This window comes from Maricaulis sp. (assembly GCF_048270265.1).
Taxonomy (GTDB): domain Bacteria; phylum Pseudomonadota; class Alphaproteobacteria; order Caulobacterales; family Maricaulaceae; genus Maricaulis.
Genome location: NZ_JBLWTD010000006.1, coordinates 44,070 through 57,084 on the forward strand (window position 1 = coordinate 44,070; position 13,015 = coordinate 57,084).

The following is a 13,015-nucleotide window of genomic DNA, read 5'->3' on the forward strand; positions in this document are numbered from 1 at the left end:
CGGCCCTCATTCCGCGTCCGGCTGGTTTTCCGGCATGGCGCGCTGGAATTCCGGCAGTGCCAGACAGGCCGCCTCGGCCGCCATCAGGGTCGGGAACTGGGCCAGATCGACCTCCCAGCGGCGGGCATTGACCAGTTGCGGCAGCAGATAGATCTCAGCCATGCCCGGCTTGTCGCCATGCAGAAAATCCGTCTTGCGCGGGACATCGGCCACCAGGGTCTCCAGCGCGGCCAGCCCGGACTGGGTCCAGCGGTGAGCCCAGGCTTTCATGCCGTCGGGGCCCTGGCCGAGATCGCCGGCGACGGCTTTCAAGACGCGCAAATTCTGCAGCGGATGCGTGTCGCAGCCAATCACTGCAGCCCAGGCGCGGACGCGGCAGCGCTCGATCGGGTCGGCCGGCAGCAGGGCCGGTTGCGGCCAGGTTTCCTCGATCCATTCGAGGATGGCGGGCGACTGGATCAAGCGGGCCTCGCCATATTCGAGCACCGGGACCAGGCCCTGGGGCTGCATGGCGCGCCAGGCCTCGCTCGATTGCTCACCGGCTTTCAGATTGATCGCGACCTGGTCGTATTCGACGCCCTTGAGATTGAGGGCGATGCGGAGCCGGTAGGCGGCGCCGGAGCGCCAATAGCCATAGAGCACAGGTTTCATCGCAGTCTCCCTCGGGCAGGCAATCAGGTGATGGTGAATTCGAGCGCCGGCAGGCCTTCGATTTCGGCGGTCACGCGATCATCGCGCTGCAGCGGCCCGACGCCGGCCGGCGTGCCGGTGAAGACAAGGTCGCCCGGCTTCAGCGTGAAATAGCGCGAGAGCTCCGACAGGACCCGCCGCGGGGGCAGCAACATGTCTGACAGATCGCCCGACTGGCGGCGCACGCCATTCACCTTCAGCGAAATGGCGCCGCGCTCGGGCACAGGACCGAAGCGCAACAGGCCGACGGGTGCCGAATTCTCGAACGCCTTGCCGATTTCCCAGGGGGCTCCTTTGGCTTTCATTGCGCCCTGCAGGTCGCGCCGGGTCAGGTCGACACCGACACCGCAGCCAAGGATAGCGCCGCCATCGCCCAGTGCGAGCACGAGTTCGACCTCGTGATGCAGATCCGCCGTTGCAGGCGGGTAGGGGATGGTGCGGGCCGTGCTGATGGCATCGGCCGGTTTCATGAAGAAGATGGCGTCGGTCTCGGCGCCCATCTCCTTGGCATGTTCGGCATAATTTCGTCCGATGCAGAAGATGCGGCGGACGGGAAAGCGCCGCGCATCGTCCTCGATGGGCAGGCTTGGCAGGGCGGGAGTCGGGATAATGTCGGTCATGGCAACGGGATAGCGCGTCGGGCGGGGTGACGTCGAGCGACATTTGGCTTGCCGCTGCAACGCGTTTGCGGCACCAGACCGGATATGGATGACAGCCCGACCCAGGACGAGACCGGCACCGCCCCCCTGCGGCTGGGCGACTATCTGCCCTACCGGCTGGCGATCGCGTCCAACCAGGTCAGTTCGATGGTCGCGCAGGCCTATCAGAGCCGGTTCGGGATCACGATCTGGGAATGGCGCGTCATCGCGATTCTCGGCGAGGGGCGCCCGCTCACCGCCCAGGCCCTGTGCGATGTCACGGCGATGGACAAGGTCTCGGTCAGCCGCGCGGTGCGTGCCCTGGCTGATCGCGGTCTGATCAGCCGCTCGCACAATGCCGCCGACCGGCGTTCGCGTCTGCTGTCCCTGACGGCCAGTGGCCGGGCGATCTATGCCGAGATTGCGCCGGTGGCGCTGGAGGCCGAACGCGATCTGCTTACGGGCCTCTCGTCTGACGAGGTGGCCCGGCTTACCGGCCTGCTCGACAGGCTGCGCGACCGGGCGCGCGAGCTCAAGGGGCCGTAGCCCGCCCAACCTCACGCCGGGCACCGAGCTGGCTGACGATGCGGCCGGAGGCGAGCATCGCCAACACGGTGGCCGCCGCGAACAGATAGACGCCGGGCAGGGTGGAGGCTGCGAAGACAAGATTGTCGCGCACGCCGAAAATCACCAGGGCCAGCACCAGTACATCCGCCATCGACCATTTGCCCAGCCGCTCGAGCCAGCGCAGATCGCCGCCGCCGGCGTCCGGCCTACGGGAAAATTGCAGACGCCACATCCAGATCAGTTTGAAGCCCGGAAATATGACCGAGAAGCCCAGCACGATGCCGGCGAGCAGGAACTCGCTGTCCTGCAGCAGGGCCCATCCGAAGCCGAGAATCGAATGCTCTCCGCTCCACAGACCGAACTGGGTTGTGCGCAGCGCCGGTAGCAGCAAGCCCAGTGGCAGCAGGCAGGTCGCGAGCACGAGCAAGGCGGTCGTCGCCTGTCCGGCTCCCTGATCGGCCAGTGCGCGCCGCGCCATGTCCCCGTCCGCTTTCCCCATCCAGACGTCATGCAATCCAAAACGGGCAAAACAACGGCAGGCCAGAAGGCCGTCGCGGGCGGTCCACCGCATCGGGTCATAACGTATTACCCGGAATAAGGGTGTGGTTAAGGGCGCGAAACTACACGGATTGCCGACACGTGTTCCCCCCGGGTGTCATTGTGAAAGGACAGGATTCCCCCCATGCAAAAATTCTTACTGACAGTCATCGCCGGTGCGCTCCTGACAGCGCCGGTTGCGGCTGAAACCACCCAACGCGACCTTGAGGTCATCGGTCGCGCCCTGGGTTTTGTCGAAGGCGCCAGTGGTACAACCCGCGTTGTTGCCATCGTCTACGATGCCGGCAGCGAAGCTGAAGCCCAGGCCCTTGCCACGACGATGGGCAGTGGCCTTTCGGCTGGCCGCGTGACGCTGACTCCCCGGCTGGTTGCCGCGTCGGACACGAGCGGTCTTGCCGGTGCCGATGCTGCGGTTCTGCTCGGCTCTGCCGCTGGCGATGCCGGCGTCTTCGCCGCGACCAGCGCCAATGGTGTGATGAGCGCTTCCACCGATATGAGCTGTGTCGAGTCCGGCAAATGCGTGATGGGCGTCCAGAGCGCGCCGTCCGTACGGATCGTCGTCAATAGCGGCGCGGCTTCGGCCTCATCGGTCTCCTTCGCGGCGGCTTTCGCAATGATGGTTGAAGAAATCTAGGTGGGCCGGAGCCCCCAACGAGGACATATTATGAAAACGACGACATTCCTGACGACAATCTCCGCAATTGCGCTCTCGGCCGCTTTCAGCGCCGGCGTGTCTGCCCAGGAGCTTGATTACACCTCGATGAGCGAGATGTTCGGTGAAGCCGTGACGGCCGGTGCCACTGGCGCTCCGCAACGCGCTTCCGATGTGCCTGCAACGATGATCATCATCACCCAGGACGAAATCGCCCGTTTCCCGGAATACGACATTCCCGGCATCCTGCGCCATTATGGCGGCGTTGACGTCACTCGCTACGCCTATGGTGATGGCCAGGTCTCTGTCCGTGGTGCCGCGACCGGCTACACGCCGCGCCTACTGGTGCTGGTCAATGGCCGCGAAGTCTATCTCGACAGCTATGGCTATACTGCCTGGTCGACCCTTCCGGTCCAGCTCGACGAGATTCAGCAGATCGAAGTCGTAAAGGGCCCGCAATCGGCGCTCTATGGCTTCAACGCGGTCGCCGGCGTGGTCAATATCATCACCCGCAATCCGAACCATGGTGACTACACCCGGCTGCGCGTCGATGCCGGCACGGATGAGTATCAAGGCATTTCCTTCACCGCCGCGCGCCAGCTCGGTGACAACATCGCCATCCGCGCCAGCTATGGTGCGTCCGAAGCCAATGAATTCGCGCCCTTTGCCGATCACACCACCGCCATCCGGCTCGCTGGGGAAGATCCGGACTTCAGCCGCGAAACCGGTGCCTTTGAAGGCCGTTTCCGTTTCACCGACAAGATCAACCTGACGCTCGAAACAAGCTTCTCGAATGTGCAGGCGTCCGAAGGCGACAGCATCTACTATGCTGAAAATACCGGTTACACGCTCGTCTCCTACAAGGGCGATCTGGAAGCCGATACCGAATGGGGCTTCCTGACCCTGTCTGCCTACCGCAATGAGACGGAAATCGAGTATGCGTTCGGGGCACTGACGGCGAGCCTGAATACGGTGCGCCTGCAGGACCTCTTCCGGATCGGCAGCCATGATACCGTGCGGCTTTCGGTCGAGTTCCGTGAGGGCGAAACCGGATCGTTCCCGGACCCGACCAATGGCGATTTCGGTTATGAGACCACGGCCGTTTCGGCGATGTGGAACCACAAGTTCAGCAATGCGCTCGAGCTGACCCTGGCCGGTCGCTATGACAGTGTCGACTGGAGCCGTGACGGAGAACCGAACCCGGCGCTCTACTCCTTCAGCCAGGCTGATTATGACGTCTCCATCGAAGAGCCGAGCTATAACGCGGCTCTGGTCTGGCGACCGGAATTCGGCGGTGCGGTTCGCCTGTCGGCGGCTCGCGGCGTCCAGGCGCCGACGATGTTCGATATCGGCTTCACCATGCCGGTCAATCTGCCGGGCCTCACCGTTGTGGCGTCGGGCAATCCGGATATCGAGCCTTCGATCGTGACCAATTACGAGATCGCCTACGACCGGTCGCTGACCTCGACGGTCACCTTCCGCGGGGCGATTTTCCTGCAGGAAACCGAAGGCGTGAAGAGCCAGCTTGGCATTGCGCCGGATGTGTTTCCGCCGTCCGTGCCGGTTCCGACCTTCCTGTTCAACAATCGCGGCGATACCCGCGTCTCGGGCGTTGAGCTGACCTTCGCCGGGCGTCCGGACAATGGCTGGTCGTGGGATGCCAATTACACCTACAAGCAGGTTGAGGACGATATGTCCCTCTTCCCGTTCTACACGCCGCTGAACTTTGAGGAGGCGACACCGTCCCACATTGCGAACGGACATCTGGGATGGACCGATGGCCGCTTCACTATCGACGGATACGCGAATTATGTGTCGGCGATCAACATGCCGATGCAACCGGTCTTCGGCACCCTCACGCTCGTGCCGATCGACGCGTATATCGCCCTGTCGATGCGCGGTGCCTACCAGATCAACGATCACTTCACGGTCGCTGTGAACGCCCAGAATGCGAATTTCGGCGATGGAGAGGTCACCAATTCGACCAATCAGACCGAGTCGCGCGTCTGGGTCTCCATCAGTGCAGGCTTCTAGGGAATGACCTGACGCCCCGGTGAAACAATGCCGGGGCGTCAACCCTGACTTAAACGGTTCGGGCAGAGAGTCGGCCCTGCCGGATTCGCATTCGCGGACTTGCTCGCAGGAGGGCTCGATGGCCAAGCGTAACAAATCATTCAATCTCACGATCGCACGGTCATTCGCCGTGGCGCCAATCGCGGCCATCCTCGCGCTCGCCGCCGTTGCCGGCCTCGGGACCTGGTCGTTGATGCAGGCCTCGGCCAGCCAGGCGCGCGTCATTGCGGGCATGGAGGTCGGCGTTGACCTCAGCCGCATGCAGACGACGCTGGAAACCATCAATGCCGACGTCTTCCAGATCATCACCGCGCAGGCGGCGGGGCAGGGCATTGACGTCATGAGCGCTTTCGAGCCCGTGGCAGAGAATATCAACCAGCTTTCAGCCTCGGTCGAAACCCTGCGGCCGTTTGCCGATCAAGCCGGTCGCGGCGAAACCATCGACCGCCTGACTGAACAATTGGCGCTCTACCGCGACGCGCTCGATTTCGTTGGCCAGATGCTGGAACTCGATTTTGTCAGCTCGGTTGCATTCCTGGCGCCATTCGATGCCGTTTTCACCGAATTGAGCGGCGATCTCACGGAACTCGCCGACACGGCTGCCAGCCTGTCGCGCGCCGATGCTGACCTGGCCGATGCAGCCGCGCGGACGGCCATCATGGTGTTTGTCGGCCTGACCGCGCTGGTTGCGGTCGGCCTGATCTCGCTGTCCGTCTTCTTCGGGACGCGGATATCCAGGTCGGTCCGCTCGATTGCCGATGCGACGGAAACCCTGGCCAATGGCGACTACTCGCTGGATATCGCTGCGCTGGAACGCACGGACGAACTGGGTGCCGTAGTCGAGAGCCTGAAACATTTTCGCGAGAAAGGCCTCAAGGCCGAAGAGCTCGAACAGGAACAGCGCGCAGCGACCGAGGCACAGGAACGCCGTGCGACCCAGATCAATGATCTGGCCCGCGCCTTTGACACCGAAGTCATGACCCTTTTGGGCGAGGTGACCGAAGCCTGTTCCTCGATGTCGGTTATTTCCGAACAGCTCTCCACGGCTGCCGTTGAAGGCTCCACCATGAGCGGCATGATGGCGACATCGGCCGCAGAGGCCTCAAGCAATGTCGAGTCGGTGGCGGCAGCTTCCGAGCAATTGTCCGCGTCGATCCAGGAAGTCACGCAGCAGATCCAGAACTCCTCGAACATGGCGGCCCAGGCTGATGAGCGCTCCAAGGCGGTTCAGACCGTGGTCGACAATCTCGGCTCGGCCGCACAGCAGATCGGCAATGTCGTCCAGCTGATCAATGATATTTCGGAGCAGACCAATCTGCTCGCCCTCAATGCCACCATCGAGGCGGCGCGTGCCGGTGAGGCGGGCAAGGGGTTTGCGGTTGTCGCTTCGGAAGTGAAGTCCCTCGCGGCGCAGACGGCCCAGGCGACGGGCGATATTCGCGGCCAGATCGAGGCGATCCAGGAGGCTGCGGCCTCCTCGTCGGCTTCGATCGGTGATGTCACCCGCGCGGTTGCGGAGATCAGCCGGGCCTCTGCCGCGATCGCAGCGGCTTCGGAAGAGCAGAGCGCTTCCACGCGCGAGATCTCGGGCTCGGTCGCGCATGCTGCCACCAGTGCCCGCTCGGTTTCCGACAATGTCGGTGCCGTCTCCCGTTCTGCGATGCAGACCGGCGAGGCATCCCAGGAAGTGCTCAATTCCGTGCGTAGCGTCTCGGAACGCGCCGAGCGGCTGAACAAGACGGTCGAAACCTTCCTCAACGAGGTTCGCAAGGTCGGCTGAACCCTCCCCCCGACACCACCTTGCAGAGCGCCGCGCCCGGACTGTTTCAGTTCGGGCGTTGTGCGTTCCGGCCATGGCCAGGCCGGCCGGATTCCGTGTGCATGCGAGGAAAAAGGAGATTGGTGCGCCCACTAGGATTCGAACCTAGGACCCGCTGATTAAGAGTCAGCTGCTCTACCAACTGAGCTATAGGCGCGCCGGGGTTGGAGGCGGCGGAACATACGCGAGAATTGGCACAAAGCAAGAGGTTGATCTCAGCGCCGGCATGGCCCGGGCGTGGCGCCGGGGGAGGCGGCAAGGCGGTGTTTACCCTGGGCGCAGAATTTGCGGGGGCATCGCGGCGCGTTAAGCGGGATGTTAAGGAGGCGCGTGCGAGCTTGCGGCGATGAGATCTGCCCCTACCAACGCTGCGGCGCCCGTATTCGATGCCGCCCATCTGGCCCGCTATACCGGTGGTGATGCTGCCCTGAAGGCGGAATTGCTGGCACTGATGTGTGAACAGGCGGAGCGCTGTATCGGCCTGATCGCTGCAGCGCCGGATCGCCAGACCTGGATATCCGCCCTGCATACGCTCAAGGGCGCGGCACGCGGTGTCGGCGCGTTTGCACTGGGTGAGGCCTGCGAGGCGGCGGAGACGGCACCGGAGGCGGGCTGGCCGGCAGCGGCCGAGGCCGTGGCGCTGGCCTTTGCCGCAACACGGCGTTGCTTCGACGCCAGCTGATCAGCCGTCAGTCTTCGCGCGTGCGATCCCAGACTTCGAATTCATAGGCAATCGAGCGGCTGACCAGTTCACGCCAGACCGGTTCCGCGATCGCTGTCGTGAGACCGACACGCTTTGCCTCGGTGGTCACCTTGGTGATCACATCCTCGATGCGCCAGTCATCATGCACGACATCGCGCGACGGCTTGATCCGCGCGGCGGCCTCCATATAGCGGGCCCGCTCGGCAATCAGCGCCACCAGCTCGCGGTCAACGGCATCCACGCCCTCGCGGACCTGGGCCATGCTGGTGCATTCCTCCGGCGAGGTGCGTGTGGCAGCGGTCACTGTCGTCATATCGGCTCAACCTGTTCCAGTCCTGATGCGCTTATAAGCGGCGCGGCGGCATCCCCCAAGAGGCGAGCTGTCACACCTGGGCTGCGGGCCGCATTGCCTGTTCGACCTGCCCGCCAGCCGCGCTATGGTGGCGGCGAAACAAGGGAGAGTCGCGATGACGCAGCCGGTCAGGATTTATGGCGATCGCCGCAGTGGCAATTGCCTGAAGGTGAAATGGACCGCCGATTATCTCGGCATTCCCTATGAATGGCACGAGATTGACGTCCAGAAAGGCGAGACGCGCACCGATGATTTCCTCGCCATCAACCCGGCCGGCCAGGTGCCGTGCCTGGAACGCGAGGACGGCCGGCTGCTGGCCCAGTCCAACGCCATCATCTTTCACCTCGCCGGCGGTTCGCCGCTGATCCCGGCCGACAGTTTCGACAAGGCGAAAATGCTCGAATGGATGTTCTGGGAGCAGTACAGCCATGAACCGGCCATCGCCGTTCGCCGCTTCCAGAAGGCCTTCCTGAAACTGCCCGAGGATTCGATTGATCCGGCGCTGATGGCGAAAGGGCGCCGCGCCCTGGGTGTGATGGAGATGCGCTTGTTGTCGCGTGACTTTATCGTTGGAGACTCCATGACGCTCGCCGATATCGCCCTGGTCGCCTATACGCGCCTGGCCGATGAAGGCGGGTTCGATCTCGATGAATTCCTCAATGTGCGCGGCTGGGTCGCCCGCATCGACCAGGAGCTGGGGCTTGATGTCGATGATGGTCGTGTCAATCCGATTGGCTAGCGTGTGGACCTGACGCAAACCATCGAAGCTGTGCCGCAATTCGGGCTGTGCGAGGCCGGCGCGCCCTATATCGACCGTCCCTGCGCCTTCGGTATCGCGCTGGACGATCAGGCGCGGATCGCGGTCGTGCGCATTGCGCGCGAGACCTATGTCAATTGGGACCTGCCCGGCGGGATGATCGATCCCGGCGAGAGCGAGGCCGAGGCCCTGGCGCGCGAATTCTGCGAGGAGACCGGCTGGACGGTCCGGCCCGGCGCCCTCGTGACGCGGGCGGAGCAGTTCACCATCACCCGCACCGGCGAGCGGCGGCGCAATCAGTGCGGCTTTTTCCTGTGTGCCCTCGACGAGATGACTGATGGCAAGATCGAGGACGACCATGAACTGGTCTGGCTCGACCCGCATGAGGCACTCCTGCGCCTGCGCCATGAAGCGGCCGCCTGGGCGGTGACGCAATGGCTGCGCATGGGGCGGGTGTGCGGCACGCGACGCTAGCTAGCGCGCCAGTTCCCGGATTGCCTCGTCGACACCTTCCAGAGTCAGCGGGAACATGCGCTGGGGGCCGATCAGATCCTGCACCAGCTTGGTCGAGTGGGAATATTCCCACCATTCCTCGGGCTGGGGATTGAGCCAGATCAGATTGGGCCAGGTCTCGACCAGGCGCTTGATCCACACCGCACCGGGCTCGTCATTCCAGCCTTCGACCGATCCGCCTGCATGGGTGATCTCATAGGGTGCCATGGCGGCATCACCGACGATGATCACCTTCCAGTCATGCGGATATTTGTGGATCAGATCGAGCGTCGGCACCGTCTCGGCGCGGCGGCGCAGATTGGAACGCCACACGCCCTCATAGGGGCAATTGTGGAAGTAGAAATATTCCAGGTTCTTGAAGGTGGAACGTGAGGCCGAGAACAATTCCTCGCACAGCTTCACATAGGGGTCCATCGAGCCGCCGACATCGAACAGGGCCAGAACCTTGATCGCATTGCGCCGTTCCGGCCGCATCACGACATCAAGCCAGCCCTGGCGGGCGGTGGCGCTGATCGTATTGTCGAGGTCGAGTTCTTCCTGGGCGCCGTCGCGGGCGAATTTGCGCAGGCGGCGCAGCGCGACCTTCAGATTGCGTGTCCCCAGTTCTCGGTCCCCGTCGAGATCCTTGTAACGCCGCTTTTCCCACACCTTGGCCGCCCGGCCATGCTTGCCCGGACCGCCAATGCGAACGCCGGCCGGGTTATAGCCGCCATGGCCGAATGGCGATGTGCCGCCGGTGCCGATCCATTTCGATCCGCCCTCATGGCGCTTTTCCTGCTCGGCGAGGCGCTTTTTCAGGGTCTCCATCAACTCGTCGAAGGGGAGGGCCTGCATCGCAGCCTTCTCTTCCTCGGTGAGGAGTTTTTCCATCATGGCCTTGAGCCATTCATCGGGGATCTCGTTCTCGCCGAACAGATCGCCCAGCGTCTCGACGCCCTTGAAAACATGGGCGAAGACCTGGTCGAACTTGTCGAAGGCCTTCTCGTCTTTGACCAGGGCAGCGCGGCTGACGGCGTAGAAATGGCCGATATCCGGATCGATGGCGCCCTTGTCGAGGGCCTCGAGGAGCGTCAGGTATTCCCGCGTCGTGACGGGGATCTTGGCGGCGCGCAGCTGGGTGAAGAAATGATGGAGCATGGCGGCAACCTAGCGGTCTTCTCCCCGCAGGAAAAGGCGGCCATGTGCCCATGGCAAAACGGCCCCACCCGAAGGCGGGGCCGTCCAGTCATACGGGAAGCAGGCTCTAGAAGTCGTAGCCGATCTCGACCCCCAGGACGCGCGGCGTCGAGATTGTTGCGAACGGCGTGCCGAGTGTGTCGGCGGTGAGATTATTGACGCCCTCGACATACTGGTTATCGAACAGATTGTTCGCGAAGGCGCTGATTGTCAGGTTCTCATTTGGTGCCGTCCAGCGCAGCCGCAGATCGGTGCGGTTGCGCGCTTCGCCGGTCTCGAATGCGGCATAACCGCCGCAAGTGCCCTGCAGGATCGACTGGCTGTTGCACCGGCTTTCGCCGCGATAGGAATGGTTGGCTTGCAGGGTGAGGTCACCATTGCCGCCCCAGTCGATCACGTATTCCGCACCGACGGCGAGATTCCAGTAGGGCTCGCCCGTGGGCTCTCCGGACAGATCGGCGCCGTTGCTGTCGACGCGGCGTTTGTGGGTCGAGTCGAGCCATTGCGCATTGCCGTAGAGGCGCAGCGCTTCGGAGACGTCCCAGTCCAGTTCGAGATCGACGCCAATGGCCTCGTCATCGGAGGTCTGGACGAGATATTGCGGGATGCCGCCGCCGGTTGGCACGACCAGGCGCACGGATTGCTTGCCTTCATACAGATAGGAGAAGACCGACATGTTGAAGATCAGGTCGGGATGGATGAAATCGGATTTGAAGCCGAATTCCCAGCTCGTGACATTCTCGTTCTGGAAGCGCGAGCCGACCTCGACCGAGTTGAAACCTCCGGCCTTGTAGCCTTCGCTGTAGGAGCCATAGACCATGACATTATCGGTCAGCTGGTAGTCCAGGACGAGGCGCGGGCTGAGATTGCTCCAGCTGTCGCGCTGGATGCAGGCGACATTCTCCGCGACATTGACGCCGTTGTCGCAGGCCACGCCGGCCAGCGGCGAGAGGTCGAACACGAAGTCAAACAGGAAGTCGGACGGTGAGGCGCCGGCAAGGCCGAGGATGCCGGCACTGTCCAGGGCCGCCAGGGTCTGGTCGAGACTGTCAGCCTGGCGCGAGCCATTGAGCCACTGGAAGCTCTTCTCATCCTCGGTATAGCGAAGGCCGAAGGAGAGATTCATGCGGTCCGTGACCGACCAGATCATGTCGCCATAGATGGCGCGGGCGGTGAACTCACCTTCATTGTACATATTCTCCGACCACGGGTGGCCGAGCATGGAGAAGGCCAGATTAAACGGCACGAGAAGTCCGTATTCGAGATCGGTAAAGGGCGTGCCGGCACCGATATTGCCCAGCACCGTGTTGACCGTATCGGTATAGGTGTGGGTCTCGGACACCTGAGAAGCGGACTCATCATAATAGCTCGCACCGATCAGCCAATCGACCGGTCCGGACGTGCCGGCCAGGCGGAGTTCCTGATAGAAGGCTTCATTCTCCTCGACATTGCTGGTGTCGAAATAGGTGTCGATTCGGTTGGTCCCGTCCTCGTCTTCGCGATTCATCGTGCTGAACTCGCGATAGGAGGTCAGCGAGGTCAGCGTCATGTCGCCGATCTCCTGATGGATGGTCAGCGTCGTTTCGGCCAGGTCACGCGACTCGCGATTGATGGCGACATCATTGCGGATCGGTGCGCTGAACGGGTTGAGGAAGGTGGTGCTGTCTACCGGCAATGCAGGCGTAGCCGGATAGGCGGGAAGGTCGACAATGCCGATCGCCGGACGAGCGTCCTGGCTGATATTGTCGCGGCTGTGGCGCAGCAGGATCTCCGTTGACGGTGTCGCGTTCCAGCGCACCGTGATCCGGTCGGCCGAGCCATTCTCCCGGCGGTAGTCCTCGCCGGTGACGGTATCGGTGAGCCAGCCATCGGCCTTGTTGCGCAGGATATTGGCGCGGATTGCGAGATTGTCGGTGATCGGGATGTTGATCATGCCCTCGGTGCGTACGCGGTTATGGCTGCCAATTCGCAGCGCCATCCGTCCTTCCAGCTCATCGCTCGGCTGACGGGTGATGATCGAGACGGCACCGGCAGCGGAATTGCGCCCGAACAGTGTGCCCTGTGGCCCCATCAGGACCTCGATGCGCTCGATATCATTGAAGGCGAGCAGGGATGCGCCGGAGCGGGCCGCATAAATGCCGTCGACATAGATCCCGACCGCCGGGTCGGTGCCGACACCGAAATCGCTCGTTGTGATGCCGCGGATCGAATAGCGCGGTTGGGTCGGGCTGCCATTGGAGACATCAAGGCCGGGGACGAAAGCTTCCAGGTCGCCCATATCATCGGCGGCAACGGAATCGATGAATTCGCTGTCGAGCACTTGCAGCGAAATCGGTACGTCCTGGGAGGACTGGGCGCGCTGTTGGGCCGTGACGGTGATGACGTCCTGGGTTTCAGCCGTATCCTGCGCCATCACGGGCGCTACGAGAATGCACGCGACCGACGAGGCCAGCAGGCAGCGCAGGCTATTCCGGCGTGTTGAAGTGGTGAGTCTCATTCTTTCCCCCTGGGCATTGG

Annotated in this window: 13 protein-coding genes and 1 tRNA gene; 7 read left to right on the forward strand and 7 right to left on the reverse strand. The window is 63.0% G+C overall.

The window, feature by feature from the left end:
* Positions 1 to 6: 6 nt before the first annotated feature.
* Positions 7 to 651 (reverse strand): maleylacetoacetate isomerase, encoded by a 645-nt coding sequence (gene maiA / locus ACN0YF_RS04800; protein ID WP_417493546.1) that lies wholly within the window; start codon positions 649 to 651, stop codon positions 7 to 9.
* Between the two features lie 23 nt (positions 652 to 674).
* Positions 675 to 1,310, reverse strand: coding sequence for a fumarylacetoacetate hydrolase family protein (locus tag ACN0YF_RS04805; protein ID WP_417482205.1), 636 nt, complete (start codon positions 1,308 to 1,310; stop codon positions 675 to 677).
* Positions 1,311 to 1,394: 84 nt separating this feature from the next.
* Here ACN0YF_RS04805 and ACN0YF_RS04810 point away from each other — a divergent pair, with 84 nt between their 5' ends.
* On the forward strand, positions 1,395 to 1,874 hold the full coding sequence (locus ACN0YF_RS04810; RefSeq protein WP_417493547.1) for a MarR family winged helix-turn-helix transcriptional regulator: 480 nt from the start codon (positions 1,395 to 1,397) through the stop codon (positions 1,872 to 1,874).
* On the opposite strand, the gene ACN0YF_RS04815 is transcribed toward ACN0YF_RS04810, so the two are convergent.
* Positions 1,861 to 2,373, reverse strand: a complete 513-nt coding sequence (locus tag ACN0YF_RS04815) for a paraquat-inducible protein A (protein WP_417493548.1) — start codon at positions 2,371 to 2,373, stop codon at positions 1,861 to 1,863. The genes ACN0YF_RS04810 and ACN0YF_RS04815 overlap by 14 nt on opposite strands.
* Before the next feature lie 204 nt (positions 2,374 to 2,577).
* On the opposite strand from ACN0YF_RS04815, the gene ACN0YF_RS04820 reads away from it, so the two are divergent.
* From ACN0YF_RS04820 to ACN0YF_RS04830, 3 genes are all read left to right on the forward strand, one after another.
* Positions 2,578 to 3,087 carry a hypothetical protein gene (locus tag ACN0YF_RS04820; protein WP_417482202.1) on the forward strand — a complete coding sequence of 170 codons (510 nt, stop codon included), beginning with the start codon at positions 2,578 to 2,580 and terminating at the stop codon, positions 3,085 to 3,087.
* A 30-nt stretch (positions 3,088 to 3,117) separates the two neighbouring features.
* Positions 3,118 to 5,139 (forward strand): TonB-dependent receptor plug domain-containing protein, encoded by a 2,022-nt coding sequence (locus ACN0YF_RS04825; RefSeq protein ID WP_417493549.1) that lies wholly within the window; start codon positions 3,118 to 3,120, stop codon positions 5,137 to 5,139.
* A gap of 118 nt (positions 5,140 to 5,257) precedes the next feature.
* On the forward strand, positions 5,258 to 6,958 hold the full coding sequence (locus tag ACN0YF_RS04830; protein WP_417493550.1) for a methyl-accepting chemotaxis protein: 1,701 nt from the start codon (positions 5,258 to 5,260) through the stop codon (positions 6,956 to 6,958).
* A gap of 120 nt (positions 6,959 to 7,078) precedes the next feature.
* Here ACN0YF_RS04830 and ACN0YF_RS04835 read toward each other — a convergent pair.
* A tRNA-Lys gene (locus ACN0YF_RS04835) sits at positions 7,079 to 7,154 on the reverse strand.
* Between the two features lie 189 nt (positions 7,155 to 7,343).
* On the opposite strand from ACN0YF_RS04835, the gene ACN0YF_RS04840 reads away from it, so the two are divergent.
* Positions 7,344 to 7,679 carry an Hpt domain-containing protein gene (locus tag ACN0YF_RS04840; RefSeq protein ID WP_417493551.1) on the forward strand — a complete coding sequence of 112 codons (336 nt, stop codon included), beginning with the start codon at positions 7,344 to 7,346 and terminating at the stop codon, positions 7,677 to 7,679.
* A gap of 7 nt (positions 7,680 to 7,686) precedes the next feature.
* On the opposite strand, the gene ACN0YF_RS04845 is transcribed toward ACN0YF_RS04840, so the two are convergent.
* Positions 7,687 to 8,013, reverse strand: a complete 327-nt coding sequence (locus ACN0YF_RS04845) for a chorismate mutase (protein WP_417482198.1) — start codon at positions 8,011 to 8,013, stop codon at positions 7,687 to 7,689.
* 154 nt (positions 8,014 to 8,167) lie between these two features.
* Here ACN0YF_RS04845 and ACN0YF_RS04850 point away from each other — a divergent pair, with 154 nt between their 5' ends.
* Together ACN0YF_RS04850 and ACN0YF_RS04855 are read left to right on the forward strand one after the other, a co-directional pair.
* Positions 8,168 to 8,791 (forward strand): glutathione S-transferase family protein, encoded by a 624-nt coding sequence (locus ACN0YF_RS04850; protein ID WP_417493552.1) that lies wholly within the window; start codon positions 8,168 to 8,170, stop codon positions 8,789 to 8,791.
* Between the two features lie 3 nt (positions 8,792 to 8,794).
* Entirely contained in the window at positions 8,795 to 9,283 is a 489-nt protein-coding gene (locus ACN0YF_RS04855; protein WP_417482196.1) for an NUDIX domain-containing protein, read from the forward strand.
* On the opposite strand, the gene ACN0YF_RS04860 is transcribed toward ACN0YF_RS04855, so the two are convergent.
* On the reverse strand, positions 9,284 to 10,459 hold the full coding sequence (locus ACN0YF_RS04860; protein ID WP_417482195.1) for a vWA domain-containing protein: 1,176 nt from the start codon (positions 10,457 to 10,459) through the stop codon (positions 9,284 to 9,286).
* Between the two features lie 106 nt (positions 10,460 to 10,565).
* Positions 10,566 to 12,995, reverse strand: a complete 2,430-nt coding sequence (locus ACN0YF_RS04865) for a TonB-dependent receptor (RefSeq protein WP_417493553.1) — start codon at positions 12,993 to 12,995, stop codon at positions 10,566 to 10,568.
* Positions 12,996 to 13,015 lie beyond the last annotated feature (20 nt).

Excerpts from the sequence above, each read along its gene's own strand:
- maiA (WP_417493546.1), bottom strand. The coding sequence starts at position 651 with ATGAAACCTGTGCTCTATGGCTATTGGCGCTCCGGCGCCGCCTACCGG.
- ACN0YF_RS04805 (WP_417482205.1), bottom strand. The coding sequence starts at position 1,310 with ATGACCGACATTATCCCGACTCCCGCCCTGCCAAGCCTGCCCATCGAG.
- ACN0YF_RS04810 (WP_417493547.1), top strand. The coding sequence starts at position 1,395 with ATGGATGACAGCCCGACCCAGGACGAGACCGGCACCGCCCCCCTGCGG.
- ACN0YF_RS04815 (WP_417493548.1), bottom strand. The coding sequence starts at position 2,373 with ATGGCGCGGCGCGCACTGGCCGATCAGGGAGCCGGACAGGCGACGACC.
- ACN0YF_RS04820 (WP_417482202.1), top strand. The coding sequence starts at position 2,578 with ATGCAAAAATTCTTACTGACAGTCATCGCCGGTGCGCTCCTGACAGCG.
- ACN0YF_RS04825 (WP_417493549.1), top strand. The coding sequence starts at position 3,118 with ATGAAAACGACGACATTCCTGACGACAATCTCCGCAATTGCGCTCTCG.
- ACN0YF_RS04830 (WP_417493550.1), top strand. The coding sequence starts at position 5,258 with ATGGCCAAGCGTAACAAATCATTCAATCTCACGATCGCACGGTCATTC.
- ACN0YF_RS04840 (WP_417493551.1), top strand. The coding sequence starts at position 7,344 with ATGAGATCTGCCCCTACCAACGCTGCGGCGCCCGTATTCGATGCCGCC.
- ACN0YF_RS04845 (WP_417482198.1), bottom strand. The coding sequence starts at position 8,013 with ATGACGACAGTGACCGCTGCCACACGCACCTCGCCGGAGGAATGCACC.
- ACN0YF_RS04850 (WP_417493552.1), top strand. The coding sequence starts at position 8,168 with ATGACGCAGCCGGTCAGGATTTATGGCGATCGCCGCAGTGGCAATTGC.
- ACN0YF_RS04860 (WP_417482195.1), bottom strand. The coding sequence starts at position 10,459 with ATGCTCCATCATTTCTTCACCCAGCTGCGCGCCGCCAAGATCCCCGTC.
- ACN0YF_RS04865 (WP_417493553.1), bottom strand. The coding sequence starts at position 12,995 with ATGAGACTCACCACTTCAACACGCCGGAATAGCCTGCGCTGCCTGCTG.